This is a genomic window from Streptomyces sp. NPDC097619, from assembly GCF_040302735.1.
Lineage (GTDB): Bacteria > Actinomycetota > Actinomycetes > Streptomycetales > Streptomycetaceae > Streptomyces.
In genome coordinates, this window is record NZ_JBEOSD010000007.1 from 51,105 (window position 1) to 76,565 (window position 25,461).

The 25,461-nt window shown below is 75.6% G+C and carries 18 protein-coding genes and 1 pseudogene; 8 read left to right on the forward strand and 11 right to left on the reverse strand.

Going from position 1 to position 25,461, the window contains the following annotated elements; all coding sequences use genetic code 11:
- Window positions 1-80 precede the first annotated feature (80 nt).
- Window positions 81-734 carry an HD domain-containing protein gene (locus ABTZ17_RS03500; protein ID WP_352193811.1) on the reverse strand — a complete coding sequence of 218 codons (654 nt, stop codon included), beginning with the start codon at window positions 732-734 and terminating at the stop codon, window positions 81-83.
- A 188-nt stretch (window positions 735-922) separates the two neighbouring features.
- On the opposite strand from ABTZ17_RS03500, the gene ABTZ17_RS03505 reads away from it, so the two are divergent.
- Complete coding sequence (locus tag ABTZ17_RS03505; protein ID WP_352193812.1) at window positions 923-1,618, forward strand: copper homeostasis protein CutC; 696 nt, start codon at window positions 923-925, stop codon at window positions 1,616-1,618.
- 175 nt (window positions 1,619-1,793) lie between these two features.
- Here ABTZ17_RS03505 and ABTZ17_RS03510 read toward each other — a convergent pair whose 3' ends face one another.
- Entirely contained in the window at window positions 1,794-4,052 is a 2,259-nt protein-coding gene (locus ABTZ17_RS03510) for a HelD family protein (RefSeq protein ID WP_352193813.1), read from the reverse strand.
- Window positions 4,053-4,491: 439 nt separating this feature from the next.
- Between ABTZ17_RS03510 and ABTZ17_RS03515 the strand changes: the two genes are divergently transcribed.
- Window positions 4,492-4,791 (forward strand): hypothetical protein, encoded by a 300-nt coding sequence (locus tag ABTZ17_RS03515; RefSeq protein ID WP_352193856.1) that lies wholly within the window; start codon window positions 4,492-4,494, stop codon window positions 4,789-4,791.
- A 103-nt stretch (window positions 4,792-4,894) separates the two neighbouring features.
- Window positions 4,895-5,965 (forward strand): glycosyltransferase family 87 protein, encoded by a 1,071-nt coding sequence (locus ABTZ17_RS03520; RefSeq protein WP_352193814.1) that lies wholly within the window; start codon window positions 4,895-4,897, stop codon window positions 5,963-5,965.
- Here the strand turns inward: ABTZ17_RS03520 and ABTZ17_RS03525 are convergent.
- From ABTZ17_RS03525 to ABTZ17_RS03535, 3 genes and pseudogenes are all read right to left on the reverse strand, one after another.
- On the reverse strand, window positions 5,923-7,566 hold the full coding sequence (locus ABTZ17_RS03525) for a DNA repair helicase XPB (RefSeq protein WP_352193855.1): 1,644 nt from the start codon (window positions 7,564-7,566) through the stop codon (window positions 5,923-5,925). The genes ABTZ17_RS03520 and ABTZ17_RS03525 overlap by 43 nt on opposite strands.
- A gap of 300 nt (window positions 7,567-7,866) precedes the next feature.
- A pseudogene (locus ABTZ17_RS03530) lies at window positions 7,867-8,391 on the reverse strand (DUF4291 family protein); the annotation flags it as partial.
- Between the two features lie 96 nt (window positions 8,392-8,487).
- A complete protein-coding gene (locus tag ABTZ17_RS03535; RefSeq protein WP_352193815.1) occupies window positions 8,488-11,199 on the reverse strand; it encodes a helicase-associated domain-containing protein in 2,712 nt (903 codons plus the stop codon).
- A 74-nt stretch (window positions 11,200-11,273) separates the two neighbouring features.
- Between ABTZ17_RS03535 and ABTZ17_RS03540 the strand changes: the two genes are divergently transcribed.
- Together ABTZ17_RS03540 and ABTZ17_RS03545 are read left to right on the forward strand one after the other, a co-directional pair.
- On the forward strand, window positions 11,274-12,686 hold the full coding sequence (locus ABTZ17_RS03540) for a hypothetical protein (RefSeq protein WP_352193816.1): 1,413 nt from the start codon (window positions 11,274-11,276) through the stop codon (window positions 12,684-12,686).
- Window positions 12,687-12,821: 135 nt separating this feature from the next.
- On the forward strand, window positions 12,822-13,529 hold the full coding sequence (locus ABTZ17_RS03545) for an HAD family hydrolase (protein WP_502994584.1): 708 nt from the start codon (window positions 12,822-12,824) through the stop codon (window positions 13,527-13,529).
- Window positions 13,530-13,575: 46 nt separating this feature from the next.
- Here the strand turns inward: ABTZ17_RS03545 and ABTZ17_RS03550 are convergent, their stop codons facing one another.
- A complete protein-coding gene (locus ABTZ17_RS03550; RefSeq protein WP_352193818.1) occupies window positions 13,576-13,830 on the reverse strand; it encodes a hypothetical protein in 255 nt (84 codons plus the stop codon).
- Window positions 13,831-14,006: 176 nt separating this feature from the next.
- On the opposite strand from ABTZ17_RS03550, the gene ABTZ17_RS03555 reads away from it, so the two are divergent.
- Window positions 14,007-14,390, forward strand: coding sequence for a cold-shock protein (locus ABTZ17_RS03555; RefSeq protein WP_352193819.1), 384 nt, complete (start codon window positions 14,007-14,009; stop codon window positions 14,388-14,390).
- 112 nt (window positions 14,391-14,502) lie between these two features.
- Here ABTZ17_RS03555 and ABTZ17_RS03560 read toward each other — a convergent pair whose 3' ends face one another.
- The 4 genes from ABTZ17_RS03560 to ABTZ17_RS03575 all read right to left on the reverse strand — a co-directional run bounded on the left by ABTZ17_RS03560 (window position 14,503) and on the right by ABTZ17_RS03575 (window position 18,334).
- A complete protein-coding gene (locus tag ABTZ17_RS03560; RefSeq protein WP_352193820.1) occupies window positions 14,503-15,429 on the reverse strand; it encodes a 1,4-dihydroxy-6-naphtoate synthase in 927 nt (308 codons plus the stop codon).
- On the reverse strand, window positions 15,422-16,165 hold the full coding sequence (locus ABTZ17_RS03565; protein WP_352193821.1) for a futalosine hydrolase: 744 nt from the start codon (window positions 16,163-16,165) through the stop codon (window positions 15,422-15,424). The genes ABTZ17_RS03560 and ABTZ17_RS03565 overlap by 8 nt, the downstream gene beginning before the upstream one ends.
- Window positions 16,166-16,663 (reverse strand): DUF2771 domain-containing protein, encoded by a 498-nt coding sequence (locus ABTZ17_RS03570; RefSeq protein WP_352193822.1) that lies wholly within the window; start codon window positions 16,661-16,663, stop codon window positions 16,166-16,168.
- Between the two features lie 273 nt (window positions 16,664-16,936).
- Window positions 16,937-18,334 carry an MFS transporter gene (locus ABTZ17_RS03575; protein WP_352193823.1) on the reverse strand — a complete coding sequence of 466 codons (1,398 nt, stop codon included), beginning with the start codon at window positions 18,332-18,334 and terminating at the stop codon, window positions 16,937-16,939.
- Between the two features lie 554 nt (window positions 18,335-18,888).
- Between ABTZ17_RS03575 and ABTZ17_RS03580 the strand changes: the two genes are divergently transcribed.
- Both ABTZ17_RS03580 and ABTZ17_RS03585 read left to right on the forward strand, forming a co-directional pair.
- Window positions 18,889-19,797 carry a DUF3027 domain-containing protein gene (locus ABTZ17_RS03580; RefSeq protein ID WP_352193824.1) on the forward strand — a complete coding sequence of 303 codons (909 nt, stop codon included), beginning with the start codon at window positions 18,889-18,891 and terminating at the stop codon, window positions 19,795-19,797.
- Between the two features lie 147 nt (window positions 19,798-19,944).
- Complete coding sequence (locus ABTZ17_RS03585) at window positions 19,945-23,043, forward strand: sacsin N-terminal ATP-binding-like domain-containing protein (protein WP_352193825.1); 3,099 nt, start codon at window positions 19,945-19,947, stop codon at window positions 23,041-23,043.
- 147 nt (window positions 23,044-23,190) lie between these two features.
- Here the strand turns inward: ABTZ17_RS03585 and ABTZ17_RS03590 are convergent, their stop codons facing one another.
- Entirely contained in the window at window positions 23,191-25,419 is a 2,229-nt protein-coding gene (locus ABTZ17_RS03590; RefSeq protein ID WP_352193826.1) for an MMPL family transporter, read from the reverse strand.
- Between the last annotated feature and the right edge of the window lie 42 nt (window positions 25,420-25,461).

A 25,461-nucleotide genomic window follows, 5' to 3' on the forward strand; every position in this document is an offset into this window, starting at 1 on the left:
GGGGGTGACGGGAGGCCCGGAGGGCTTGACGGGCGGCTGCTGTCTTCTGCCCCGGGTGGCGGTTCCGGAGGGCGGCGGTTTCAGAGGGTGGCGAGTTCGGCGGTGAGGTTGCGGCGGGCCACGGCCTCCCAGTGCGCGGTGCCGTAGGGGGTGCGGTAGAGCCGGGGCAGGTCGAGGAGCTGCCGCAGCACGGCGGCGCGGCCCTCCTTGAAGAGGTGCTCGGGCACGAAGGAGTACTCCTCCCGGACGGCGGCCACGTACGCGGCGTAGGCGTCGGGGCCGCCCGCGAGCACGGCGAGGTCGGCGTCGCAGAGGACCTCGCCGTTGGTGTCCCCGGGGGCCGGGTCGTGGGTGACGGTGAGCCGGACCAGGCGGGCCACCTCGGCGGTACGGGCCGGGGAGACGCCCAGCTCGGCGAGGGCGCGTTCGGCGAGGGCGGCGCTGCGCTCCTCGTTCTCGGAGCGGTCGGGCCGGTAGACGGCGTCGTGGAACCAGGCGGCGAGCCGGACCGCGGCCGGGTCGGCGGCGTACGCGGCCAGGGTGTCGACGTGATCGAGTACCACCGCAAGGTGCAATGTGGTGTGGTACCGCCGCTGCGGCTCGGCCCAGGCGCCGAGCAGCCGTGCCGCGTACGGGGCGGGGTCCGGGTCCGCCGCCCCGGCCGGGGCGTCCTGGCGGGCGGCGGTGACGGTCTCGTGCCAGCGGGCGGTGAGCCGCTCGGTGTCGGTCAGCATGGCGCCATTCTGCTGGGGCTCCGGGCGGGCGCGGTGGGGGGCGGGTGGCGGTGGCGTGAATGTGCTGGTGGAACGCCCGGCCGCGCCCGTACCCTGTAATTGGACTAGACCTATTTTCCATACCAGCAGCTAACCGGGCTTTCTGGTTTAACGAGCATCTTTCGAGCAATCCGAAGGGATGACGCCACATGAGCAACCGTGCAGTCCTGGAGGTGATCGCCCTCAACGCCGAGGACGCGATCGCGGCCCAGGCCGGTGGGGCGGACCGTCTGGAACTGGTCACCGACATGGCGGCGGACGGTCTGACCCCGCCCCGGGAGACCTTCGCGGAGATCCGGGCGGCCGTCGACATCCCGCTGCGCGTCATGCTCCGTGCGGCCGACGGCTTCGCGGCGGGCGGCCCCGCCGCCCTGGAGGCGCTCGTGGCCTCGGCACGGGCGCTGCGCGCGGAGGGCGCTGAGGAGTTCGTCCTCGGCTTCCTCACCCCGGACGGCTCCCCCGACCTCGCGGCCGTCGAGGTGCTCGCGGCCGAGCTCACCGGCTGCCGCTGGACCTTCCACCGCGCCATCGACCGGGCCGCCGACCGCGACCAGCTGCGGAAGGCCCTGAAGGAGTTCGCGGACCTCGACACCTACCTGACCGCCGGTTCGGCCTCCGGGGTCGACGACGGCCTGCCCGTCCTGCTCGCCGAGGCGGCCCGGCGCGGCGAGCCCGGCTACGAGCCGCAGATCCTCGTCGGCGGCGGCCTGCGCCTCGACCACCTGCCGGCCCTGCGCGCCGCGGGCGTCGACGCCTTCCACATCGGCGGCGCCGCCCGCCCCGACGGCTGGGACCACCCCGTCTCGGCCGCCGCGGTCGGGGAGTGGCGCGCGGCCCTGTCCTGACCGTGGCGCGGGGCCGGGTGGCCGACCCGGCCGTTCGGCCCGGCGGAAACCGGCCCCGCCGGTGAGCGGGGCGCGCGAGCGCGGGGCGCGGGAGTGTGGGGGCGGAGCCCCGACGGGGGGCCGCGCCGGCGGCCCACCGGGACGGCCCGCCCCGCTCCGGGGCACCGCGTACCGGTCAGGCGGGCAGCGCTCCCGGCAGCGCTCCCGGCAGTGCCTCCCGGTGCAGCACCGTGAGTCCGGACACGGCCCTGGTCAGGCAGACGTACAGCCGTCGCAGTCCGGTCCGCTCGTCCGGTTCCGCGGCCACGACCGCCGCGGGCTCGTCGAGGACCACGTAGTCGTACTCCAGGCCCTTGGCCAGCGAGGCGGGCACCAGCGTCAGTCGCGCCTCGACGGTGGTCTCCTCGCCGGGCGCCAGGTACGGCAGCCCGGCCTCCCGGAGCGCGTCGGACAGCTCCGGCAGCCGCGGGTCCGCAGCGATCAGGCCGATCGACCCCTCGTGCCGCAGCGCCTCCCGGCAGGCCGCGACCACGGCCCCGGTCAGCGCCGCCGTCCCGTCGACCGTCCCGTCGGCCTCCGCACCGGTCTGCGGGTCGGTCCGCGGGGCGGCCTCCGCGCCGGTCTGCGGGTCCGGGACCCGGATCACGGCCAGGGAGCCCGGTGCCTCACGGACCGAGGACACGGGGGCCAGCCCCGGTGAGATCTCCGGGAGCAGGCGGGAGGCGTACGCGATCACCTCGCGCGGCACGCGGAAGCCCGCGGTCAGCTCCTCCACGGCCGCCTCCGGCTTGCCGAGGTGGGTCAGGGCCTCGGACCAGCTGCGGGTGGCCCACGGGGTGGTGCCCTGGGCGAGGTCGCCCAGCACCGTCGCGGAGCCGGTGGTGCAGCGCCGGCCGACGGCCCGGTACTGCATGGGGGAGAGGTCCTGGGCCTCGTCGAGCACCACGTGGCCCAGGGAGTGCGTGCGCTCGATCAGGTCGGTGGCCTCGTCGATGAGGACCAGGTCGGCCGCGGACCACTTCGCGGACTTCGTGCTGCGGTAGGGCTTCGCCCACAGCAGCAGCTCCTGCTCCTCGGCGGTGAGCACGCCCTCGGCGTGCGCGGCGAGGAACGCGGCGTCCGACAGCAGCCGCAGCACCAGCTTGGCCGGGTCCACCGCCGGCCAGACGGCCTTGACCGCCGCCTTCACCGCGGGGTTGCGGGCCACGGCGTCCTGCACGCGGTCGTCGGGCGCCTCGCCGGCCTGCTCCATCCGGACCAGGACGGTGTGGGCGATCCGCTGAGGCAGGGCCGCGAGGGCGGCCCCGTACCGCATGTCGCGGGCGAGGAGTTCGGTCACGATCTCCTCCAGTTCGTACGCGGGCACCCGCCAGCGCCGTGAACCGCGGACCACGACCAGCGGCTCGCTGGGCAGGGTGACATGTGACCGTACGGCGTGACGCAGCACATCGGCCATGCGCGCGTCCCCCTTGACCACCGCGGTCGCCGCGCTGTCGGCGCCCCGCACCTCCAGGCCCGGCCGGGCCACCAGGTCGTCCACCGTGGCCTGCTTCACCTCCAGCTCGCCCAGGGCCGGCAGCACCTGCTCGATGTAGTGGAGGAAGGACCGGTTGGGGCCGATGACCAGGGTGCCGGTGCGCGCCAGCCGCTCCCGGTGCGCGTACAGCAGGTACGCGACCCGGTGCAGGCCCACGGCCGTCTTCCCGGTGCCGGGTCCGCCCTGCACGCAGACGGAACCGGACAGCCCGGACCGGACGATCTCGTCCTGCTCGGGTTGGATGGTGGCGACGATGTCCCGCATGGGGCCGACGCGCGGCCGCTCGATCTCCTGCTGGAGCAGCTTGCTGACCGCGGCGGCCTCCTCCGGGTCGGAGAGGTGCTCGTCCTCGTAGGCGGTGAGCTCGCCGCCCGTGTACCCGAACCGGCGGCGCAGGGCCACGTCCTGCGGGTCCTTCTTGGAGGCCCGGTAGAAGGGCTGGGACACCGGGGCGCGCCAGTCGATGACCATCGGGTCGCCCTCGGCGTCGTGGACGTGGCGGCGGCCGATGTAGAACTGCTCGCCGCCGGCCCCTTCCGCACGGTCGGCGCCCGGCGCGTGCAGGTAGTCCAGGCGACCGAAGAAGAGGGGGGTGTGGGAGAGGTCCGCGAGCGCCTTGATGCGGTCGTCGATCTGGGCCTGGAGGACGAGGGAGTTGACCCAGTTCGCGGTGACGTCCCGGATGTCCAGGGACTCCACGTCCTCGCGCATGGCCCGCAACGCGGACCGGGAGGCGGCGAGGTGGGAGCGTTCCCGGGCGAGCGGCCCGTCGGGATCCGCCGCGGTCGTGGTTCCGGTCTCGGTGCCGAGCGGCTCGGCGCCCGGCGTCGCCGTCCCGGCGGTCTCGGCGGCGGGGAGCGGTTCGGGCGAGGGGTCGGTGCGGGCGTGCGCGGGCACGGTACGGCCTCCTGCTGGGGGATCAGTCCTTCGGGCAGCGACAGGCACCCCCCGGTTTCCGACCGGGCGGCGGCTCTCCCCAGCGGTGCGGCGGGAGGCGGGCAAGAGCGAAGAGTGTAGTCAGCGGGCCGGGCGGGCGCGAACGGGTTTCGCGGCCCCGGGCCGCCCCCGCCGGCCCGGCCGTCGTTCCTCTGCCGTTCCTCCGCCGCGCCGGCTCGTCGTGGTGGCGGGACACCGTTCGGGCTCAGGGTCGGGCCCGTGCCGGACGCCTCGGGAAATCCCTGGTCAGCCGCTGGGCCGTCCGGAGGTATCAGGGACGGCATGGGACTTTCGACGGGGTGCCTCAGGGATTTCCTGCGTCCTGAGGAGGACCCCGGGGCCGCGCAGGTTCCCTCCCGAGAGCGATGTGATATCCGGGGCGAAATCGGACCATGGATCCATGAGCACCGCAGCCTTCACTCCGGTCCAGGGCGGCCGCACCCGCGGCGCCACCGCCTCCTCCCACACCACCCCCCACCCCACCTCCCCCCACCCCTCTCACGACACCCACGACTCCCGCCCGGCCGCGCACGGGGCGGGTACCCCGAGGTCCGCCACCCGCTCCCGGGCCGCCGCGGGCGGCCGGGACCGCCACCGCCTCGGCGGTGCGCTGCGCGCCGCGAAGGTCTTCACGGCGGCCGCGTTCAGCGTGGCGATACTCGGCGAGTACGGCGAGGAAGCCGGCATACGCCGGCACTGAACGGCCGCCCCCGAGCAGGGCCGTTCAGGATCCGCCCGGCCCGGGGGATCACCCCTCGGACCGCCGCCGCGAGCGGGGCGGGCGATCCACTAGGGTCACGCGCGTGACCCGGAGCCGCCTCCCCATCCGTTCGCCGCTGCCCCTCAGGGCCGTGCCTGCGGTCGGAGCGCTGCTCGCCCTGACCGTGCTGCACTGCGCCCAGCGGGTTCCGGTACCGACCCCGCTGGCGGGTGCCGCCGGCGCGGGGGCCGGCGGGTACGGGCTGCCCGGTGTGGCCTGGCAGCCCCCGGCGGGTTCGCCGCCGTTCTCCGCGATCCTGTTCCTCCCGGCGACCTGGCTGCCCGCGGGCGCCCTGCGGCCGGCGATCGCCCTCAGTGTGGCCGGGCTCCTCGCGCTGTTGCTCCACCTGGCCCGGCGGGTGCCGAGGCCGGGGCCGGTGCTGGCCGTCACCGCGGCCGGGCTGCTGTCGGAGACGGTGACGGGGGCTCCGTTGCCCGGTCCCGCGATCCTCGCGTTGGCCTGTCTGGTCCTGTGGGACCTGGGGCGGGTCGAGGGCGCCCTCGGGAAGGGCTTCGCGCTGGGGGTGGCGGCGGGCTGTGTCCTCAGCCCCGCCCTGTTCCTGTTGCACTGTCTGGTCACGGGGCGGATCCGGACGGCCCTGACGGGGCTCGGGGCCTTCGCGGGCACCGTGGCCCTGGGCGCTCTCGTGCTGCCCGAGGCCAGCGGCCGGTTCTGGGCCCGGGACCTGACGGAGTCCCTGCTCGCGGCCCGGCCCTGGCAGCCGGATCCGGAGCGGTGGCTCCAGGCCCTGTACTCCCCGTACCCGCTGCTGGTCCTGGCGTTGCTCGCGGCAGCCGTGAGGAGGCCCGATCCGGAGGCCGGTCCCCCGACCGGTCCCGGGGCCGGTCGGGGTGGCGCGGAGGGCCGGGTCGCGGCCGGGGTGCCGGCGGGAGCGGTACCGCTCCAGCGCCGCCGCACGCCGCGGCCGTACCAGGAGCAGCAGGAGCTGCAGGGGCAGCAGCCGGGGCGGGGTGCCCTTCCGCACCGCTCCGTCCGGTCGGTGCCGGCCGCCCGGCCGGGTGGGGTGGGGCGGGCGCGGCGGGCCGTGCGGGGCGGTGCGGGAGGGGCGGATCAGCCGCCGGACAGGAGCTCGTCCGCGTCGACGATCCGGTAGGCGTAGCCCTGCTCGGCGAGGAAGCGCTGCCGGTGGGCGGCGAAGTCCTGGTCGATGGTGTCGCGGGCGACCACCGAGTAGAAGCGGGCCTCGTGTCCGTCGGCCTTCGGGCGGAGCACCCGGCCGAGGCGCTGGGCCTCCTCCTGGCGTGAGCCGAAGGTGCCCGAGACCTGGATGGCGACGGTGGCCTCGGGGAGGTCGATGGAGAAGTTGGCGACCTTCGAGACCACCAGCACGCTGATCTCGCCCTCCCGGAAGGCGTCGAAGAGCTTCTCGCGCTGGGCGTTGGAGGTCTCGCCCTTGATGACGGGGGCGTCCAGGTGCTCGCCGAGTTCGTCGAGCTGGTCGATGTACTGGCCGATGACCAGGGTCTGTTCGCCCTGGTGCTTGCGGACCAGGGCCTCGGTCACCTTCCGCTTGGTGGCGGTCGTCGCGCAGAAGCGGTACTTCTCCTCCGTTTCGGCGGTGGCGTAGGCGAGGCGTTCGCTCTCGGTGAGGTTGACGCGGACTTCCACGCAGTCGGCGGGCGCGATGTAGCCCTGTGCCTCGATCTCCTTCCAGGGGGCGTCGAAGCGCTTGGGCCCGATCAGGGAGAACACGTCGGATTCGCGGCCGTCCTCGCGGACGAGGGTGGCGGTCAGGCCGAGGCGCCGTCGGGCCTGGAGGTCGGCGGTGAACTTGAACACCGGGGCGGGCAGGAGGTGCACCTCGTCGTAGACGACCAGGCCCCAGTCCCGGGAGTCGAAGAGTTCCAGGTGGGGGTAGATGCCCTTCCGCTTCGTCGTCAGCACCTGGTAGGTGGCGATGGTGACGGGGCGGATCTCCTTCTTGGTGCCGCTGTACTCGCCGATCTCGTCCTCGGTGAGGGTGGTGCGCTTGACGAGTTCGTGCTTCCACTGGCGGGCGGAGACGGTGTTCGTGACGAGGATCAGGGTGGTCGCCTTGGCCTCGGCCATGGCGCCGGCGCCGACCAGCGTCTTGCCGGCGCCGCAGGGCAGGACGACCACGCCGGAGCCGCCGTGCCAGAAGCCGTCCACGGCCTGCCGCTGGTAGGGGCGGAGCTTCCAGCCGTCTTCGAGCAGGTCGATGGGGTGGGCCTCGCCGTCCACGTATCCTGCGAGGTCCTCGGCGGGCCAGCCCAGCTTGAGGAGGGTCTGCTTGATCTGGCCGCGTTCCGAGGGGTGCACGGCCACGGTGTCGGCGTCGATGCGGGCGCCGACCAGCGGGGCGATCCGCTTGGACCGCAGGATCTCCTCCAGGACCGGCCGGTCGGTGGAGGTCAGCACCAGCCCGTGGGTGGGGTGTTTGCTGAGGGTGAGGCGCCCGTACCGGTCCATGGTCTCGGCCACGTCCACGAGCAGGGCGTGCGGGACGGGGTAGCGGGAGTACTCGACGAGGGCGTCCACGACCTGCTCGGCGTCGTGTCCGGCGGCGCGGGCGTTCCACAGGCCCAGCGGGGTGAGCCGGTAGGTGTGGATGTGCTCGGGGGCGCGCTCCAGCTCCGCGAACGGTGCGATGGCGCGTCGGCAGGCGTCGGCGAGTTCGTGGTCGACTTCGAGCAGCAGCGTCTTGTCACTCTGGACGATGAGCGGACCGTTCACCTGGCGTGCGTTCCTTCCGGCCGGGGCGGCCGTCCGGGTGCGCACGGCCAAACCTCCAGTCTGCCGTATCCGGGGCGTCAGCGGAGGTGGGTGAGGAGGCCGGGCGGGGCGGGGTAGGGCGGTTCGACGGGCAGGAGGGCTCGGGCGCGGTCGGTGCGGCCCTCGCGGACCAGGGCGTGGATCTCGTGGGCGAGCGGGGTGACGTCGTGGAGGGAGACGGTCCATTCGTCGGCGTAGGGCCCGGGAGAGGGGGCCGGAGAGGCCGAGCTGGAGGGAGCGGTGGGGCAGGGGCCGGAGGTGGAGGTCCCGTTCGGGGTCCCATTGGACGCGGGCCCGGGCGGTGCGCAGGCTCTGCCGCCAGGTGTCGTGGTCGGTGTGGAGTTCGGGCACGTAGTGGGAGAGGGCGGAGTGCCGGAGGGCGTGCTCGAAGCCCTCGCGGGTGATCTCGATGGCGAGGACGGTCTCCTGGTCGGGCTTGGTGCCCCAGCCGCAGCGGTACATCATCCAGAGGAAGGAGGGCTTGATCCAGGTCATGCGCTCCCGTTTCCAGGCGTCGGGGAAGCGGCCGTCGCGGGCGGCGGGCAGGCCGATGCGGGGGTTGTACGCCTGGTAGACGGTGACGGTGTCCTCGGTGTGCCGGGCCCGGATCTCACGGAGCGGCGGACGCTCCCGCTCCCGTTCCCGCTCCCGTTCCCGCTCCCGTTCCTGCGCCCGTTTCCGTTCACGTGCTCGTTCGGGCTCCCGCTCGTGTTCCGTGGCGGGGTGGGTGCGGGTGGGGTCCGGGCGGGCGGTGTCCGTCGCGGTGGGGTCGGTTCGGTCCGGCATGGCGTCAGGATCCGTCGTGGGGGCGGGTGGTGGCCACCGGTTATCGCGCGGGCGGCGCCGTTCCCGTCCCTGGTGCGGGGCGGGTCGGGGGCCGGGTCAGATCTGGTCCTCGGCGAGTTCGGCGACGCCCGTGATGCGGTGGAGGGGGTAGGTGCGGACCTCGTCGGCGGTGTGGTCGTAGCCGGTGACGAAGCCGCCCTCGACGCGTACGGGGGCGATGACCCGCTGGCTGGCGGCGCCTTCGGCGTTGACGTACCCGATCCACACGGCGGAGCCGGTGAGGGCGGCCGCCTGCACGGTGGCCAGGGTCTCCGCCGCGCTGGTGCGGGGCAGTTCGCCGGGTGCCGGGGCGCCGGTGCCGCCGTCGGCGGGCTCGCGGCGGACGGCGGTGGCGGCGTGGTCCCCGGCGCGGATGGCGCGGACGGCCGCGGCGAGCAGGGTGGCGTCGGGCAGCGGCGGGCCGTCGGGGACGGGTACGGGGGCGCTGCGGGGCGGGGTGCGGTGGGCGTCGGCGCGGGCCACGAGCACGTCGCCGGTGGCGGATTCGGCGGCGGGGGCGTAGCCGAGGGAGCGGAGCCCGTCGAGGAGGGCGGCCGGTGCGACGGTGGCGGCGAGGACGGTGGGCGCGAGCCGGCGCAGGCCCAGGCCGGCGGAGCGGCGGTCCGCGAGGATCTCCCCGAGGAGGGCGTCGTCGTCGCAGCGGACGTACGAGGAGGCCGCGCCCACCCGGAGGTGTCCGTGCCGGCGGGCCACGTCGTCGATGAGGTACGAGAGGGGCTGCGGGACGGGGGTGCGGCTGTGCCGGGTCAGGAACTCCTGGAGGTCGGCGGCGGTGCGCCCGGCGTCGAGGGCCCGTCGGACCGAGCCGGGGGTGAAGCGGTAGACGGTGGCGCCGCCCTTGGACTCGACCTCGGCGAGTACGGCGAGGGTGTCGGCGAGGTGGCGCTCCAGGGGGCCGGGGGCCACGGCCGTCAGGTCGGCCTGGAGGAGAACGTGGTCGACGGGTTCGGGGAGCAGGGGGGCGAGGACGGCGGCGGCGGTCCGTTCGGCGCGGGCGAGGCGTTCGGCGGGGGAGGGCGCGGTCGTGGGCTCGGCGCCTTCGCCCGCGGATCCGGGCCCGGGCCCGCCGGTGGGTCGGGTCCCGGCGGTGGGTTCGGTCCCGGTGGCGGCTCCCGTGCCGTCCGGGGCCGCGGAGACGCCCGCGAGGAGGGCGCGGCCGGGGGCGGCGAGGGCGCCGCGGCCGGTGACGCCGAGCAGTTCGGCCTGTTCCAGGGTCCAGTGGGCGAGGCGGGGCCGCAGGTCGCCGGAGGCCCCGCGCAGGGGGTGTTCCCAGGCCAGCCGGGTCAGGAGGGCGTCGGGGTCGGGGGAGGCGCCCTCGGGGAGGGCGGCGAGGAGTTCCAGTACCCGGCGGCGGACCTCCGGGGCGGCGGAGCGGTCGAGGTCCGGGCCGAGGGTGGACAGGGCGCGGCCCTTGGCGTCGAGCTGTCCGGCCAGGGCGGAGGTGCGGGTGGCGGGCAGCCAGGCGGCGGCGAGGGCGGCCCACCGTTCGTGCGGGGGGAGTTCCAGCCAGGTGTCGTAGGCGGGGGTGGGGGCGTAGCGTTCGTCGGCCTCGCCGTCGCTGGCCAGGAGTCCGGCCGCGTACGCGAGCTCGATCCAGAAGGCGGCCGTCGGCTCGTCGGTGTCCAGGGTGGCGGCGGCGCGCTTGAGGTCGCGGACGCTGAGGCCGCCGGCGCGGAGCACGAGCGGGCCGTTGTGTTCCCAGGTGCCGAGGAGTTCGGTGACGGTGGTGACGGCGGCGAGGGCCTGACCGGCCGCGTTGGCGTCCACAAGCTGTGGACGGTGTTCGCGGGCGGCGGGGACGGGCGGGGCGATCGGTTCGGGTTCCCGGTGGGCGCGTCCGCCGCGCAGGTGCAGGGCGACCTCGCGGGGCAGGACGAGGGTGCGGGCGCTGGCGGGCAGCAGCAGTCCGTGGTCGCGGAGCCAGCGCACGGGAGGCGGCGGGTCGGCGGTCACCTCCCCGTAGGGCGGCCCCCACAGCAGTCGGCCGAGGACGGAGTGGGCTTCGGCGGGGGCCCGGTCGAGGAGGGCGGACATCCGGTCCGGGTCGGTGAACAGGGCGGTGAGGGCGGCCACGGCGGACACCGGGTCGTGGGTGGCGGGGAGTCCGGCGGCGGCCACGATCTCCTGGACGCGGCCCGGGGACATGCCGGCGGTGGCCTCGGCGACGGTGGGCCCCAGCCCGGTGGGGGAGGGGCGGGCTGCGGACGGGACGAGCAGTTCGCGGGCGGTGCGGACCAGCCGGAGCCGCTGGTCGTCGCCCCAGAGCAGGGCCTGGTCGCGCAGTGCGGCCACGGCGCCGGGCAGGGCGGCGCGGACGGCGTCGGTGCCGGGCAGTTCCGGGTCGGCGCCGGTCATCAGCGCTTCGAGGGTGCCGTACGGGCAGGGGTCCGGGGCGACGGCGAGGGCTTCGGCGGTCTGGAGGGCGAACCGGTCGAGGCGTTCCACGGCGCGGACCACGGAGGCGCGGGTCCCGGCGCGGGTGGCGAGTTGGGTGAGGTCTCCGGGGACGGGGCCGAGGAGGTCGGGGCGGGCCCGGAGGAGGGTGGCGAGGGAGGCGTCGTCGCGGGCCCGGAGGGCCTCGGCGAGGGAGCGGGGGGCGGCCGGTTCGCCGGCGGGGGCGCCGCCGGTGGGGGTGGAGGGGCCGTTCGACGGTGCGCCGGAGGTCCCGTCGGGCGGGGCGTCGGACGGGCCGGACGTACCGCGGCGGGGGGCACTGCTCTGTTCGGACACGTTCGCCTCCTGGTCCATCCGGCCAACGGTAGCCCCTGTTCCCCGGCGGTACGCGCTACCTTCGGCCCAGGCGGTACGGGAGGAGCCGGGGCGTGGGGATCGAGAGCGACCAGCTGGTCTACGACTATCTGAGCCGGGTCGGTGATCTGGCGCACCGTCAGCAGCTGCCGTCGGCTGACCGGATGCGCCTGGTGGCGGGCCTGCGGAACGAGATCGACCGGCAGCGGGCGAGGTACGAGCCGGAGACGGCGGCGACGGTGCGGCGGATCCTGCAACGGATCGGCACGCCGGAGGAAGTGCTCGCGGAGGTGTCGGGCGGGTCCGGGGCGGGTCGGGGCGCGGACGACGATCCGCCGGCCCGACCCCGCCGGTCCGCGGGCACCGGATCCGGTGCCGTGGCGGGCGCGTCGGGCCCGGCGGACGGTCGGGGTCCGGGCGCGTCGGGCGCGTCGGGCGGGGAGGGTTCCGGTCGGGAGGGCGGGGTCGGGCGCGGCACGGTCCTGCCGGGGGTGCCGGTGCCCGGGGTGCCCGAGCAGCGTGGTCCGGGACGCGCGCGGGGCCTCGGCCGGTGGTCGGGCGACGGCGCCGACGGCAGAGACGGCAGCGGCGGCAGCGGCGCCAGAGACGGCAGCGACGGCGCAGAAAGTGCGGGCGGGAAGGGCGGGAAGGGCGGCCGGGGCGAGCGGGCGGCGGGACGGCCGCGGCTGTTCCGGCGGGCGAGGGGCAAGGGCGGGGCTCCGGAGGAGCCGGTGCCCGCGGCGCCGTCCCCGACGGCCGCCCTGCCCCCGCACCTGGCGGGCGCCGACGAACTGGGCTCCGAGCGGGGCGAACCGGACTGGTGGCGGGTGGATCCGGTGCCCTTCGGGGCCGGCAGCGACGTGCCCGGTTTCGCGGGCGGCATCGAGATCCCCGAACTCCTGCGCAAACCGCGTCGCCCCGCCGACGAGGACGAGCGGGAGGACGAACACGACGACGGGGAGGACGCGTACGAAGAGGGCGCCGGGGGCACCGGTGGGCGGCCGGGCGGGCGGGCCGCGCTGGAGCCCCCCGGGGAGCCGGTGGGGCGGGCGCGGACCGTCGTCCGCGCGCTCCGGGAACGTCGACGGCTGCTGAAGGGGACCGGCGCCCCGGAACCGGCGGCGGACGCGGCCCCGGCCGGCGGTGCCGCCCGCCCGCGCCCCCACGCGCTGCTGCTCCTCGCGGCGGCGGTGCTGGTGGCGGGCCTGGTCAGCGGGCTGTGGCTGCTCCTGCCGGCGGGCTGGGCGCTGGTGTACGTGTCCCGGGTGCCGGGCCCCGCGGAGCGGAAGGCGGTGCTGTTCGGTCTGCCGGGCGCGGCGGTGGCGGGCATGGCCGGGTGGGTGTGGGGGCGGGCGGACGGGCGCTGGGGCGAGGCCCTGGCGAGCGGTCAGGAGGCCCGCGCCTTCGTGGACCTGTGGCCGTGGGGCGCCCGGGCCGCCGCCGTGGGCCTGGTCCTCTACCTGGTCTGGCGCTCCCGCCGCCCCTGAGGGGCCCGGACCCGCCCCGACCGGCCCGACCGGCCCGACCGGGCGGGGTCCGGCACCACGCCCCACCGGCGCGTTCGCGGGCCGGTCACGTGGATCACCTCCCGGGTTTCCGCGGCCGACACGGGGATCGGCACAATGGCGAGCATGAGCTCCGAGACCGCCGAACACACCGCCGCACAGGCCACCGCACGGACCACCGGCCCCGCCGCCGGGGGTACGGGCGCCGCCCTCCCGCTGACCGTCGGGTTCGACCTCGACATGACGCTGATCGACTCCCGGCCCGGGATCCGGGCCGCCTACCTGGAGCTTTCCGCGCAGACGGGGACGTACATCGACGCGGACGCGGCGGTCACCCGGCTCGGGCCGCCGCTGGACGAGGAGCTGGCCCACTGGTTCCCCGAGGAGCGGATCCCGGAGATGGCCGACCGCTACCGGGCCCTGTACCCGACCCACGCCATCGACCCGACCCCGGCGATGCCCGGGGCCCGGGAGGCCATCGAGGCGGTGCGGGCCCTCGGCGGCAGCGCCATCGTCGTCACGGCCAAGCACGAGCCGAACGCCCGGCTGCACCTGGACCACCTGGGGCTGCGCCCGGACGTGCTCGTCGGCTGGCTGTGGGCGGAGGCCAAGGCGGACGCGCTGCGGGCGCACGGCGCGTCGGTGTACGTCGGCGACCACGTCGGTGACGTCCGGGGCGCGCGGAAGGCGGGCGCGCTGTCGGTGGGCGTGCCGACCGGGCCGTGCTCGGAGGAGGAGCTGCGGGCGGCCGGCGCCGACGTGGTCCTGCCGGACCTGCGGGCCCTCCCGGAGTGGCTGCGGGCGCACGCGGCGAGCCTGGCCTGAGGCCCGTACGGAATCCCCCGGGGCCGGAGCGCCGGGGGACGCGGGATCAGCGCCGCTGAGCGGCGCGGGCCTCGCGGCGCTGGGCGGCGGCCGACTTGAGCACCCCGGCACCCGCGATCGCGAAGCCGACGCCCATCAGCATGCACAGGGCGTACGCGATCGAGGGGAAGGGCTCGGTGCCGAGGAACAGCGGTGCCACGGTCACGAGGGTCGCCACCGCGCCGATGATGAAGACGATCCCGCCGACCCGGACGAGGAGGTCTCCGGGGCGCGCTTCGTCGGAAACAGGAGTAGCAGTCACCCGACCAGGGTAGTTCCCTTTCCCGGGCAGCCCGCAGGAAGGCTTCTGAGACGTCTTGTCAGCGGGCCCTGGAGCATTAGCCTGGTTGTCGGCGGGTCACGCGACCCGCTGTACTGCTGTCCGGAGCCGTTTTCCGCGGTTCCGGGCATCCGACGAGCACAAGGACGAGGACGGACGTGCCTACCGGCAAGGTCAAGTGGTTCAACAGCGAGAAGGGCTTCGGCTTTCTCTCCCGCGACGACGGCGGCGACGTCTTCGTGCACTCGTCGGTGCTGCCCGCCGGAGTGGACGCCCTCAAGCCCGGTCAGCGCGTCGAGTTCGGGGTGGTCGCCGGTCAGCGCGGTGACCAGGCCCTTTCGGTGACGGTCCTGGATCCGACGCCGTCGGTCGCGGCGGCGCAGCGCCGCAAGCCGGACGAGCTCGCCTCGATCGTGCAGGACCTCACCACGCTCCTGGAGAACGTCACCCAGCAGCTGGAGCGCGGCCGCTACCCCGACAAGGCGCACGGCTCGAAGATCGCCGGGATGCTGCGGGCCGTGGCCGACCAGCTCGACGTCTGAGACCTTCCCGGGGCCCGACCCCGACGGCACGGTGCCCCGCCACCCCTCTCGGAGGGGGCGGCGGGGCACCGTCGTACGTGCGGGGAACCGAAGGCCGCGGGGGCCGCGGTGCTCACGGGAAGGCCAGGGCCTCCGGGGGCAGCGGCGGCACGAGCCCCTCCGCGGCGGCCCGGGTCAGCAGGCCGCGGACGGCCGCGTAGCCGTCCTCGCCGAGGTCGGCGGTGAACTCGTTCACGTACAGGCCGATGTGCTGGTCCGCGACCGCCCGGTCCAGTTCCTGGGCGTGCGCGCGGACGTACGGCCGGGACGCCTCCGGGTCCTCCCAGGCCATCCGCACGGAGGTCCGGGCGGCGGCCGCCAGCGCGCGCAGGGTGTCCGCGCCCAGGGACCGCTTGGCGATGATCGCGCCGAGGGGGATCGGCAGGCCGGTGGTCTTCTCCCAGTGCTCGCCCATGTCGGCCAGGCAGTGCAGCCCGTACGCGCCGTAGGTGAAGCGGGCCTCGTGGATGACGAGTCCGGCGTCGACCCGGCCGTCCCGCACGGCGGGCATGATCTCGTGGAAGGGCAGGACGACCACCTCGCCCACGCCCTCGGGGAGGACGTCGGCCGCCCACAGCCGGAACAGCAGGTAGGCGGTGGACCGCTCGGCCGGCACGGCCACGGTGCGGCCCGTCAGGTCCAGGCCGGGCTCGCGGGTCAGCACCAGCGGGCCGCATCCCCGGCCGAGGGCGCCGCCGCAGGGCAGCAGGGCGTACTCGTCGAGGACCCAGGGCAGCACGGCGTAGCTCACCTTGAGGACGTCGTACTCGCCGCGCTCGGCCATGCCGTTGGTCAGGTCGATGTCGGCGAAGGTGACGTCGAGCGCGGGGGCGTCGGGGATCCGGCCGTGCGCCCAGGCGTCGAAGACGAAGGTGTCGTTCGGGCAGGGCGAGTAGGCGATCCGCAGCGCGTCCGCCGGGGCGGCGGAGCCGGCGGTGGCCGGCGCCTCCCGGTGGGCGGGCCCGGACGGCCCCGTCGTCGTGGTCCCCTGCTCAGCCATGGAGGTCCCCTCCTCGGAGTACGGGTACGAGCCGGTGGAAGCCCTCCGCCAGGGCCTCCAGGGCCTCGCCGATCCGCCAGGCGGACCGGTCGCGGGGGCCGACGGCGTTGGAGACGGCCCGCAGCTCCAGCACGGGCAGGCCGTGCGCGGCGGCGGCCTCCGCCACCCCGAAGCCCTCCATGGCCTCCGCCCCGGCCAGCGGGTGCGCGGCGGCCAGCTCGGCGGCGCGGGAGGCACTGCCGGTGACCGTGGACACGGTGAGGACGGGGGCCAGCAGGGCTCCGGTGGCCTCGGCGGCGCGGGCCGCGAGGTCGGCGGGCGGCAGGTGGACGGCCCGGCCGAAGCCGAGCTGTTCCACGGTCAGGAAGCCCTCGGGGGTCTGCGCGCCCAGGTCGGCGGCGACCAGGGCGTCGGCCACCACCAGGGAGCCGACCGGCGCGGCGGGCGGGAACCCGCCGCCGATGCCCGCGGACACCACCAGGCGGTAGGTGCCGGGGGCGGCGACCGCCAGGGCCGTCGCGGTGGCGGCGGCCGCGGCGGCCGGGCCCACACCGGCGACGAGCACGTCGACGGCGAGACCGGGCACGTCGTGGCGCCCGATGGCGTAGCCGCCGGGCAGAGTGCGCGTCGGAGTGACCGGACCGTCCGGATGAGGGGCCGGAGCGGTCAGCCGCTTCAGACCGGCGGCCACGGAGTCTGCCTCCGCCGCCACCGCGGTCACGACGAGCGCGTGCACTTACTTCTTGAGCTTGAGGGTGAAGGACCAGATGGAGAGCGGCTTGCCGTCCTTGGAGAGCTGGACGAAGGCGAGCTTCTTGGACTCCGGGGCCTGGCCCTGGCCGCCGGTCGCGAAGACGTCGGCGCCGGGGAAGCTGCGGTAGGTGTTGTCCGAGGGCTCGGTGATCGGCTGTCCGTCGAGGACGGCCTGCCACTGGTTGCCGTGCTCCAGGGCCGTCGGCTCGATGCCCAGGCGCAGGGTGTCACCGCGGGCGTACTCGATGCTCTTGGCGGCCTTGAGGCTGTTGATGCACTCCTGGACCTTCTCGGCGGGCAGCTGGTCCGCGTTCTTGTCCTTCGTGCACGCGGCTTCGGAGGACACCGAGGAGCTGCCGACGGTGACCGTCGCCAGCGGCGTCGGCTTGTCACAGGCGGACAGGAGGAGGAGCCCGGCGGACACGGCTCCGAGGGCCGCGACGCTGCGGCGGCCCCTACCCGAGAAAAGCTGTGCGGTCATGAGCCGAAGGCTATCGGTCGCGCCCCCGCACCGGCGCACGGGGTGCCGCTGGACGGTGCGTTTTCCCCACCGGGCGGTCACCGGGCGGGCGGAACGGGGGTGACGGCGGGACGGCCGAGGAGGCGGGTGCGACGGGGCGCGGGCACTGGTCGGGGGTCGGCGGGGGAGCGGGGCGGGGGTCGGATCGCGGTCGGGCGGAGGTGGGGGGTGACGGGTGACCTTGCAATGTCACCTGTGACCCTGCCGTGTGACACCCGCAGGAGCCCCCGCGCCTCAGGCCACCCGGGGCCGCGGTCGGGGCCCGCCGGAGTCGCCTCCGCCTCCGCCGCCGTCCGGGCCCGGATGCCGGGGAGAGGTCAGCACTCCGCGGACCGCCATCGTCGTGCCCGCGGCGACGATCACCGCCGCCACCGCCATGCCCACCGTCCCGTTCAACGGCAGCGAGATGCCGATCCCCCCGCCCACCACCCACGACATCTGCAACAGCGTCTCGGACCGCGCGAACGCCGAGGTCCGCACCTGCTCCGGCACGTCCCGCTGGATCATCGCGTCCAGCGACAGCTTCGCCAGCGCCTGGCAGAACCCCGCCGTCGCCCCCAGCACCGCCATCAGCACCCCGCTGAAGAACACCGCCGCCACCACCGCGGCCGCCAGCGTCGCCGACAGCACCGCCGCCACGATCGCCTCCGGCGCCCGCGACCGCAGCCACGCCCCCACCGCCGTCCCGCAGGCGTTCCCCACCCCCGCCGACACGCCGACGATCCCCAGCGACACCGCCGCGCTCTGCCCCGACAACGGATGCTCCCGCAGCAGGAACGCCAGGAAGAAGATCAGGAACCCGGACAGCCCGCGCATCGCGGCGTTCGCCCACAACCCGCACAGCACCGGACGGCTCACCGTCCGCAACGACGGCCGACGCGACCGCTCCTCGTGCGTGGACAGCCGCGCCCGCCGCTCCCCCTTCGCCGAATCCACCTTGTGCGGCATCGAGAAGGCCAGGAACGTCCCCGCCACGAACACCACCGACGCCCCGTACAACGGCCACTGCGGCCCGATCAGGTGCAGCCCCGCCCCGATCGGGGCCGCCGCACCCGTCGCCAACAGACCCGCCAGCGTCACCCGGGAGTTCGCCTTCACCAGCGAGAACCGCGGCGGCAACAACCGCGGCACCACCGCACTGCGCACCACCCCGTACGCCTTCGACGCCACCAACACGCCCAGCGCCGCCGGATACAACTCCAACCCGCCCGTGGCCACCGCGCCCGACATCATCAGCGCGAGCAACGCCCGCGCCAGCATCGCCGCCGCCATCGCGGCCCGCCGTCCGTGCGGCAGCCGGTCCAGCAGCGGACCGATCACCGGGGCCAGCAGGGTGAACGGAGCCATCGTCACCAGCAGGTACAGGGCCACCCGCCCGCGCGCCTCGTCCGTGGGAACGGAGAAGAAGACCGTGGACGCCAGCGCCACCGTGATCAGCACGTCCCCCGCGCCGTTCACCGCGTGCAGCTCGATGAGCTTCCCCAGCCCCGACTCGCCCGCGCCGTGCGCGTGCGTCACCCGCCGGATCCGGCGCGCCGTCCCCGACACCGGCAGGTGCAGGGCACGCCCGGCCGCCCGTCCGGCCCGCCGGAACCGGCCCGAGCCGTCGTCGGAAGACCGTGCGGCTGCCACCCGGCCATACTGCCCCACCCCGACCCCTCCCGGCCCGTCCCGACCCGCGCGGACCCCCGCGACCCGCACGTCCCGGACCGCCCGCACCCCGCGCCTGCCCCGCCCCGCACCCCGTACCCGCCCCACCGGACCGACCCGCGGAACCGCCCGACCCCCACGGCGCGGCGCGGCGCGCCCGACCCCGACGGGACCGGATCCGGCCGGCCCCGCCACCCCGCCGCCCGCCCGCTCCACCCGCCCCTCGGGCCCCCGCGGACCCCCGCCCGACCCCCTCCGGACGTCTTCCGGGGCCGCGAATCGGACGCGCAGGTGGGCCCAGCGCGGCGAAGGAGGTAGCGTGCGTAGCGCGCCACCGGCGGTGCTCTTGGCCGCGCGCCTCTCCGCGATCCCGCAGAATGGGACGCAGTAGGTGTGCCCGAGTCCGATCGGGCGTGGACGTCGACGCGGCCCTCAGGTCCGCTCCGCCCCCGCCCCGTACGGACAGGACCGACGGGTCGTTCAGGACGACAGTACGGACGGCGCACTCGTGAGACGGCGTAGGAGAGAACGAGACAGTGAGTGCTGCGACGACGCGAAGCCGTACCCCCGACCGCCTGTGCGCCGAAGCGGTGGACCTCGCCCGCGCGGCGGCCGAGGAGACAGCCGCACCCGGCCGGGTAGGCGAGCACGTGGCGGCCGTCGCGGAGGGCGACCGCGTCGTCACCCACCTCTTCGCCTGTGAGGAACCCGGCTACCGGGGCTGGCGCTGGGCCGTCACCGTCACCCGCGCCTCCCGCGCCAAGAACGTCACCCTCGACGAAACGGTGCTCCTCCCCGGCCCCGACGCCGTCCTCGCCCCCGAGTGGGTGCCGTGGAGCGAGCGGCTGCGCCCCGGCGACATGGGCCCCGGCGACCTCCTCCCCACCGAGGCCGAGGACCTGCGCCTGGAGCCCGGCTACACCGGTGAGGACGTCCCGCCGCCGAACTCCGTCGTCTCCGAGGAGATGGCCGAACTCGTCGAGGCCGAGGACGCCGAGGTCACCGACCGGACCGTCGTCCCCGAACGCGGCTCCATCACCGCCGTCGCCGAGGAACTCGGCATGCGGCGGGCCCGGGTGCTCTCCCGGTACGGACTCCACTCCGCGGCCGACCGCTGGGACGAGGCGTACGGGGCCAAGACCCCCATGGCGCAGGCCGCCCCGGCCGCCTGCGTGTCCTGCGGGTTCCTCGTGAAGATCGGCGGCTCCCTCGGGCAGGCGTTCGGCGTGTGCGCGAACGAGTTCGGGCCCGCCGACGGGCGGCTCGTCTCCCTGTCCTACGGCTGCGGCGGGCACTCCGAGGCGGCCGTCATGCCGAAGCCGATGCGCCCGGCGGAGCCGGTGCTCGACTCCCTGCACGCCGACCCGTTCCCGCTGGGCGCTGACCTCGACGGCGGTTCGGTGAGCGAGGGCGAACTCCTCGAAGGGGACCTCGGCCACAGCTGACCGCCCGGCGGCGGCCCGCCGCCCGGCCCGCCCGGGTTCCCTCGGGCGGCCCGCGGCCGAGCGGTGGGTGGCCCGGCCCGGCGGGGCCGGCCGTCGCGGTACCTTCGGGGCGTGGGGAAGGTTCCTCGCAGCTAGGGAGGCAGCGGCGTGAGTGAGACGGTCGATCCCTTCGGTACGGCGCGGCTGCGCCGGGGCGTGCTGGACGCCTGGGCGGCGAGTCCGGCCCGGTTCCGCGAGGACGCCAACGCCGAGGAGGACCTCGCGCTCGGCGGCTACCGGGACCGCCTCGTCGTGGAGCTGGCGCAGAACGCCGCGGACGCGGCGGCCCGCGCCGGGGTGCCCGGCCGGCTGCGGCTGACGCACCGCGCCGGGGTGCTGGCCGTGGCCAACACCGGGGCGCCGCTGGACGCGGTGGGCGCCGAGTCCCTGTCCACGCTGCGGGCCTCCGCGAAGCGGGAGCACAACGACGGGCCGGACGGCGGCTCCGTGGGCCGGTTCGGCGTGGGTTTCGCCGCCGTGCTGGCCGTCAGTGACGAACCGGCCGTGGTGGGCCTGCACGGCGGGGTCCGCTGGTCCCTGGTCGAAGCCCGCGGGCTGGCGGAGGAGGTGGCGGAGGGGAGCGCCGGGCTCGCCGACGAACTGCGCCGCCGCGACGGGCACGTGCCCCTGCTGCGGCTGCCGTTGCCCGCCGAGGGCACCGCGCCCGAGGGCTACGACACGGTGGTGATGCTGCCGCTGCGCGACGGCGGCGCCGAGGACCTGGTGGAGCGGCTGCTCGCCGGGATCGACGACGCGCTGCTGCTGACCCTGCCCGGCCTGCGCGAGGTGGTCGTCGAGACGGCCGACGGGGTGCGGACCCTGACCCGGCGCGAGGACGGCCCGTACACGGCGGTGGAGGACACCGCGCGCGGCGCCGACGGGCAGGATCCGGTGGTGCGGTGGCGGACCGTCAGGCACACCGGCGCCCTCACCGCGGACCTGCTCGCGGACCGGCCCGTGGAGGAGCGGCTGCGGCCGTACTGGACGGTGGCCTGGGCGGTGCCGGTGGACGCCGAGGGCGCCCCGGTGCGGCCGGCGACGGCACCGGTCGTGCACGCGCCGACGCCCACCGACGAACCGCTGGGCGTGCCCGCGCTGTTCCTGGCCAGCCTGCCGCTGGACACCACCCGCCGGCATCCGGCGCCCGGCCCGCTGACGGACTTCCTGGTGGCGCGGGCCGCGGAGGCGTACGCCGAACTCCTGGGCGGCTGGGAGCCCGTGTCCACGGCCCTGGTGGACCTGGTGCCGGGGCCGTTGGGCCGCGGCGAGCTGGACGGGGCCCTGCGGGCGGCGGTGCTGGAGCGGCTGCCGCGCACGGCGTTCCTGGCGCCCGCGGTGCCCTCGGAGGAGCTGACGGCGCTGCGCCCGTTCGAGGCCGAGGTGGTCGAGGGGGCGGGGGCGGAGACGGTGCGGGTGCTGGCGGAGGTCCTGCCGACGCTGCTGCCCGCCGGGTTGGAACGTCGTACGGAGCTGCGGACCCTGGGCGTGGGGCGGCTGCCGTTGGGTGACGCCATCGAGCGGATCGCGGGCGTGGAGCGGGATCCGGGCTGGTGGCACCGGCTGTACGACGCGTTGGCGGGGGTGGACCCGGACCGGTTGTCGGGGCTGCCGGTGCCGTTGGCGACGGGGCGGACGGTGATCGGTCCGCGGCAGGTGCTGCTGCCGGGTCCGGAGACCCCGGAGGCGTTGGCGCGGCTGGGGTTGAAGGTGGCGCACCCGGAGGCGGCGCACCCGCTGCTGGAGAAGCTGGGGGCGCTGCCCGCCTCGCCGCGGGCGGTGCTGACGACCCCGCAGGTGCGGGCGGCGGTGGCGGGTTCGCTGGACGCGGGGGAGGTCTGGGACGAGGACGCGCCGGATCCGGAGGAGCTGGCGGAGATCGTGCTGGGTCTGGTCCGGGACGCGGGCCTGGAGCCGGGCGACGAGCCGTGGCTGGGCGCGCTGGCCCTGCCGGACGAGGACGGGGAGCTCGCCCCGGCGGGCGAACTGGTGCTGCCGGGCAGCGCGTTCGCCTCGGTGATGCGGGAGGGCGAGCTGGCGCTGTGCGACGCGGAGCTGGCGGAGCGGTGGGGCGAGCAGCCGCTGACGGCGTGCGGGGTGCTGGGCGGGTTCCAGCTGGTGCGGGCCGCGGACGTGGTGCTGGACCCGGACGAGCTGGAGCCCCGGGACGGTGATTTCGCCGAGCCCGACGACGCCGGGTTGCTGGACGCGGTGGACGTGTGGTGCGAGGACGTGCTGGACCAGCTGCCGGACACGCCGGTGCCGCCGGTGGCCACGGAGATCGTGGCGGTGCGGGACCTGGACCTGGTCGACGACGCCTGTTGGCCGCAGGCCCTGGCGATGCTGGCGCGGCCGCCGCTGCGGGACGCGTTGACGCAGCCGGTGCGGGTGCTGCTGCCGGACGGGACGACGCGGACGGTGCGCCCGTACACGGCGTGGTGGCTGCGGGACCACCCGGTGTTGGACGGGCGGCGGCCCGCGGGGCTGCGGGCGGCCGGTGGTGATCCGCTGCTGGAGGGCCTGTACGAGGCGGCGGACGCGACCGGCTTCGAGGACGAGCAGGTGCTGCGGGCGCTGGGGGTGCGGACCTCGGTGGCGGCGCTGCTCGACGAGCCGGGCGGCGCGGCGGAGCTGCTGGGCCGGTTGGCGGACCCGGAGCGACCGGTGACGGGTCGGCAGTTGCACGGGCTGTACGGCGCGTTGGCGGGGCTGGAGCCGGAGCAGGTGACGCTGCCGGAGGAGCTGCGGGCCGTGGTGGACGGCGAGCCGGTGGTGGTGGACGCGGCGGAGGCCGTGGTCGCGGACGCGCCGGACCTGTTGCCGCTGACGGGCGGGTTGCCGTTGCTGCCGGTGGCGCCGGTGGTGGCGGCGGAGCTGGCGGAGCTGTTGCAGGTGCGGCGGCTGTCGGACTCGGTCCCCGCGGAGGTGAGTTCGCCGGGCGAGGAGCACGCGGTGCCGGAGGCGGTGCGGGTGCTGCTGGGGCCGGCGGCCCCGGTGTCGTACGTGGAGCACGAGGAGCTGGTGGCGGGCGGTACGGAGCTGGACTGGCGGGTCACGTCGGACGGGGTGCTGCACGCGGCGACCCTGGAGGGCGTGGCGGCGGGGCTGGCCTGGTCGGCGGGACAGTGGCCGCGGCGGTTCGAGGTGGCGGCGCTGCTGGAGGACCCGTCGCGGACGGCGGAGCTGGCGCGGGACCGCTGGTTCGACTGACGGCCGGGGCGGGCTGCCGGGCTGTCGGGGCCACGGGTGACCTTGCACGTTGCAATGTCACCCGTGACCCTGTGGTGTCACCTGTGACCCTGTCGTGTCACCTGTGCACCTGTCCTGTCCTGTCACCCGTCGCCCCCCGCCGTCCCCCTATTCCGCCTTCACGTGCGGGAGGATCCGGTCCAGCCAGCGCGGGGTCCACCAAGCGGACTTCCCGAGCAGGGTCATCACGGCGGGGACGAGCAGCAGGCGGACCACGGTGGCGTCGATGAGCACGCTGGCGGCGAGTCCGAGCCCGAGCATCTTGACGACGATGTTGTCGCTGACGATGAAGGCCGCGAAGACGCTGACCATGATGAGGGCGGCGCAGGTGATGACCCGGGCGGTGATCTCCAGGGCGTGGGCCACGCTGGCCTGGGCCTGTCCGGTGCGCAGCCAGGCTTCGTGGACGCGGGAGAGCAGGAAGATCTCGTAGTCCATGCTCAGGCCGAAGACGATGGCGAACATCATCATCGGGACGTAGCTCTCGATGGGGACCTTGCCATTGACGCCGAGGGCGGGTCCGCCCCAGCCCCACTGGAAGACCGCGACGACCACGCCGTACGAGGCTCCGATGGAGAGCACGTTGAGGGCGGCGGCCTTGAGGGCGACGAGCAGTCCGCGGAAGACGATCAGGATGACGAGGAAGGCCAGTCCGACGACCACGGCGATGATCAGCGGGAGGCGGCTGGAGACGATGTCGAGGAAGTCGACCTGGGCGGCGGTGGTGCCGGTGACGTAGGTCTCGGCGCCGGTGCCGGCGACGGCCTGGGGGAGGACGTCGTTGGTGAGGTTGTCGGTGAGGGAGGTGGTCCGCTGGTCCTGGGGGGCGGCCACCGAGTAGGCGGTGCCGATCAGGACGTCCCCGTCGGTGGTGGACTTGAACGGGGTGATGTAGGCGGCGTCGGGGACCTTGGCGAGGGCGTCCTGGAGTGCGGTGCCGAGGGCGGCGCGGTCGCCGGCGGGGACGGCGGTCTGGTCGACGACGAGGGTGAGGGGGCCGTTGGCGCCGGGGCCGAAGGCGGTGGAGATCAGGTCGTAGGCGCGGCGGTCGGTGAAGGACTTCGGGTCGGCGCCGTCGCCGATGTGGCCGAGCTGGATGAAGAAGACGGGGAAGGCCAGGATCACGAGGGCGATGACCCCGCCGGCCAGGAACCACCAGGGGCGCTTCTCGACGCGCTGGGCGTAGCGGTGCCAGGTGCCGTGGGCCTCGGCGCCGGGGGCGGCTTCGGGGTCGGTCTCGGCGACGGGGGTGCGGACCCGGTACCTGTCGATGCGGTGTCCGATGGCGCCGAGGAGCGCGGGCACGAGGGTGAGGGCGGCGAGCACGGCGGTGATCACGGTGACGGCGGCGGCGAGGCCGAGTTTCCCGATGAAGGAGATGCCGGAGACCCAGAGCCCGGAGAGGGCGATGATCACGGTGCAGCCGGAGACGAGGACGGCGTGGCCGCTGGTGGCGTTGGCCATGCCGGCGGAATCGGCCGGGGTGTGGCCGTCCATGAGGTTCTGGCGGTGCCGGGTGATCAGGAACAGGGCGTAGTCGATGCCGACGCCCAGGCCGATCATCGTGGCGAGGGTGGGGGAGACGGTGGCGAAGGTCCAGACGGCGGCGAGCAGGCCGAGGAGGGCCAGGCCGACGACGGCTCCGATGAGGGCGGTGACGAGGGGGAGGGCGGCGGCGATGATGCTGCCGAAGCCGATGAGGAGGACGACGATGGCGACGCCGAAGCCGATGGCCTCGCTGATGCGGTCGTTGGCCTCGGGCCGGGCGAGTTCGCCGAGCGGTCCGCCGTACTCCACCTCGACGCCGGCCGCGCGGAGGGGTTCGACGGCGGCGTCCACCCCGTCGAGGTAGCCCTCGCCGAGGGTGGAGGGCTGCACGGAGAACCGGACGGTGATGTAGCCGGTGGTGCCGTCGGTGGAGAGCGGGCCCACGTTGGGGGCGCCGGCGGGCTTGGCGGGGGGCGGGGTGCCGGGCGGGGGCAGGGGGCTGGTGACGGCGAGGACGTCGGGGAGCTTCTGGAGGCTCGTGACGGCGTCGTCGATCTGGGCGGCGTCCTGGGTGAGGGAGCCGGAGTCGCGGTGCAGGACGATCTGGGTGCCGTAGCCGCCCGCGGAGGGCTCGTGCGCCTTGAGGACGTCGCTGCCGTCCTGCGACTGGGTGCCGGGGAGGGCGAAGTCGTCGGAGTACTCGCCGCCGAACGCGTGGTGGAGGACCTGGAAGCCGGCCAGGGCCACCAGCCAGAGGGCGATGACGACCACGAAGTGGCGGGCGCACCAGTGTCCGATGCGGTAGAGGACGCCCTGGGCGGGGGCCGCGTCCTTCGTCTGCTGTCCCATGCACTCCATTGGACTCCCGCCGATCCCGTCCGGCACGTGGAA

Coding starts and splice junctions, on each gene's coding strand:
- ABTZ17_RS03500 (WP_352193811.1), bottom strand. CDS start 734: ATGCTGACCGACACCGAGCGGCTCACCGCCCGCTGGCACGAGACCGTC.
- ABTZ17_RS03505 (WP_352193812.1), top strand. CDS start 923: ATGAGCAACCGTGCAGTCCTGGAGGTGATCGCCCTCAACGCCGAGGAC.
- ABTZ17_RS03515 (WP_352193856.1), top strand. CDS start 4,492: ATGAGCACCGCAGCCTTCACTCCGGTCCAGGGCGGCCGCACCCGCGGC.
- ABTZ17_RS03535 (WP_352193815.1), bottom strand. CDS start 11,199: ATGGACCAGGAGGCGAACGTGTCCGAACAGAGCAGTGCCCCCCGCCGC.
- ABTZ17_RS03545 (WP_502994584.1), top strand. CDS start 12,822: ATGGCGAGCATGAGCTCCGAGACCGCCGAACACACCGCCGCACAGGCC.
- ABTZ17_RS03560 (WP_352193820.1), bottom strand. CDS start 15,429: ATGGCTGAGCAGGGGACCACGACGACGGGGCCGTCCGGGCCCGCCCAC.
- ABTZ17_RS03570 (WP_352193822.1), bottom strand. CDS start 16,663: ATGACCGCACAGCTTTTCTCGGGTAGGGGCCGCCGCAGCGTCGCGGCC.
- ABTZ17_RS03590 (WP_352193826.1), bottom strand. CDS start 25,419: ATGGGACAGCAGACGAAGGACGCGGCCCCCGCCCAGGGCGTCCTCTAC.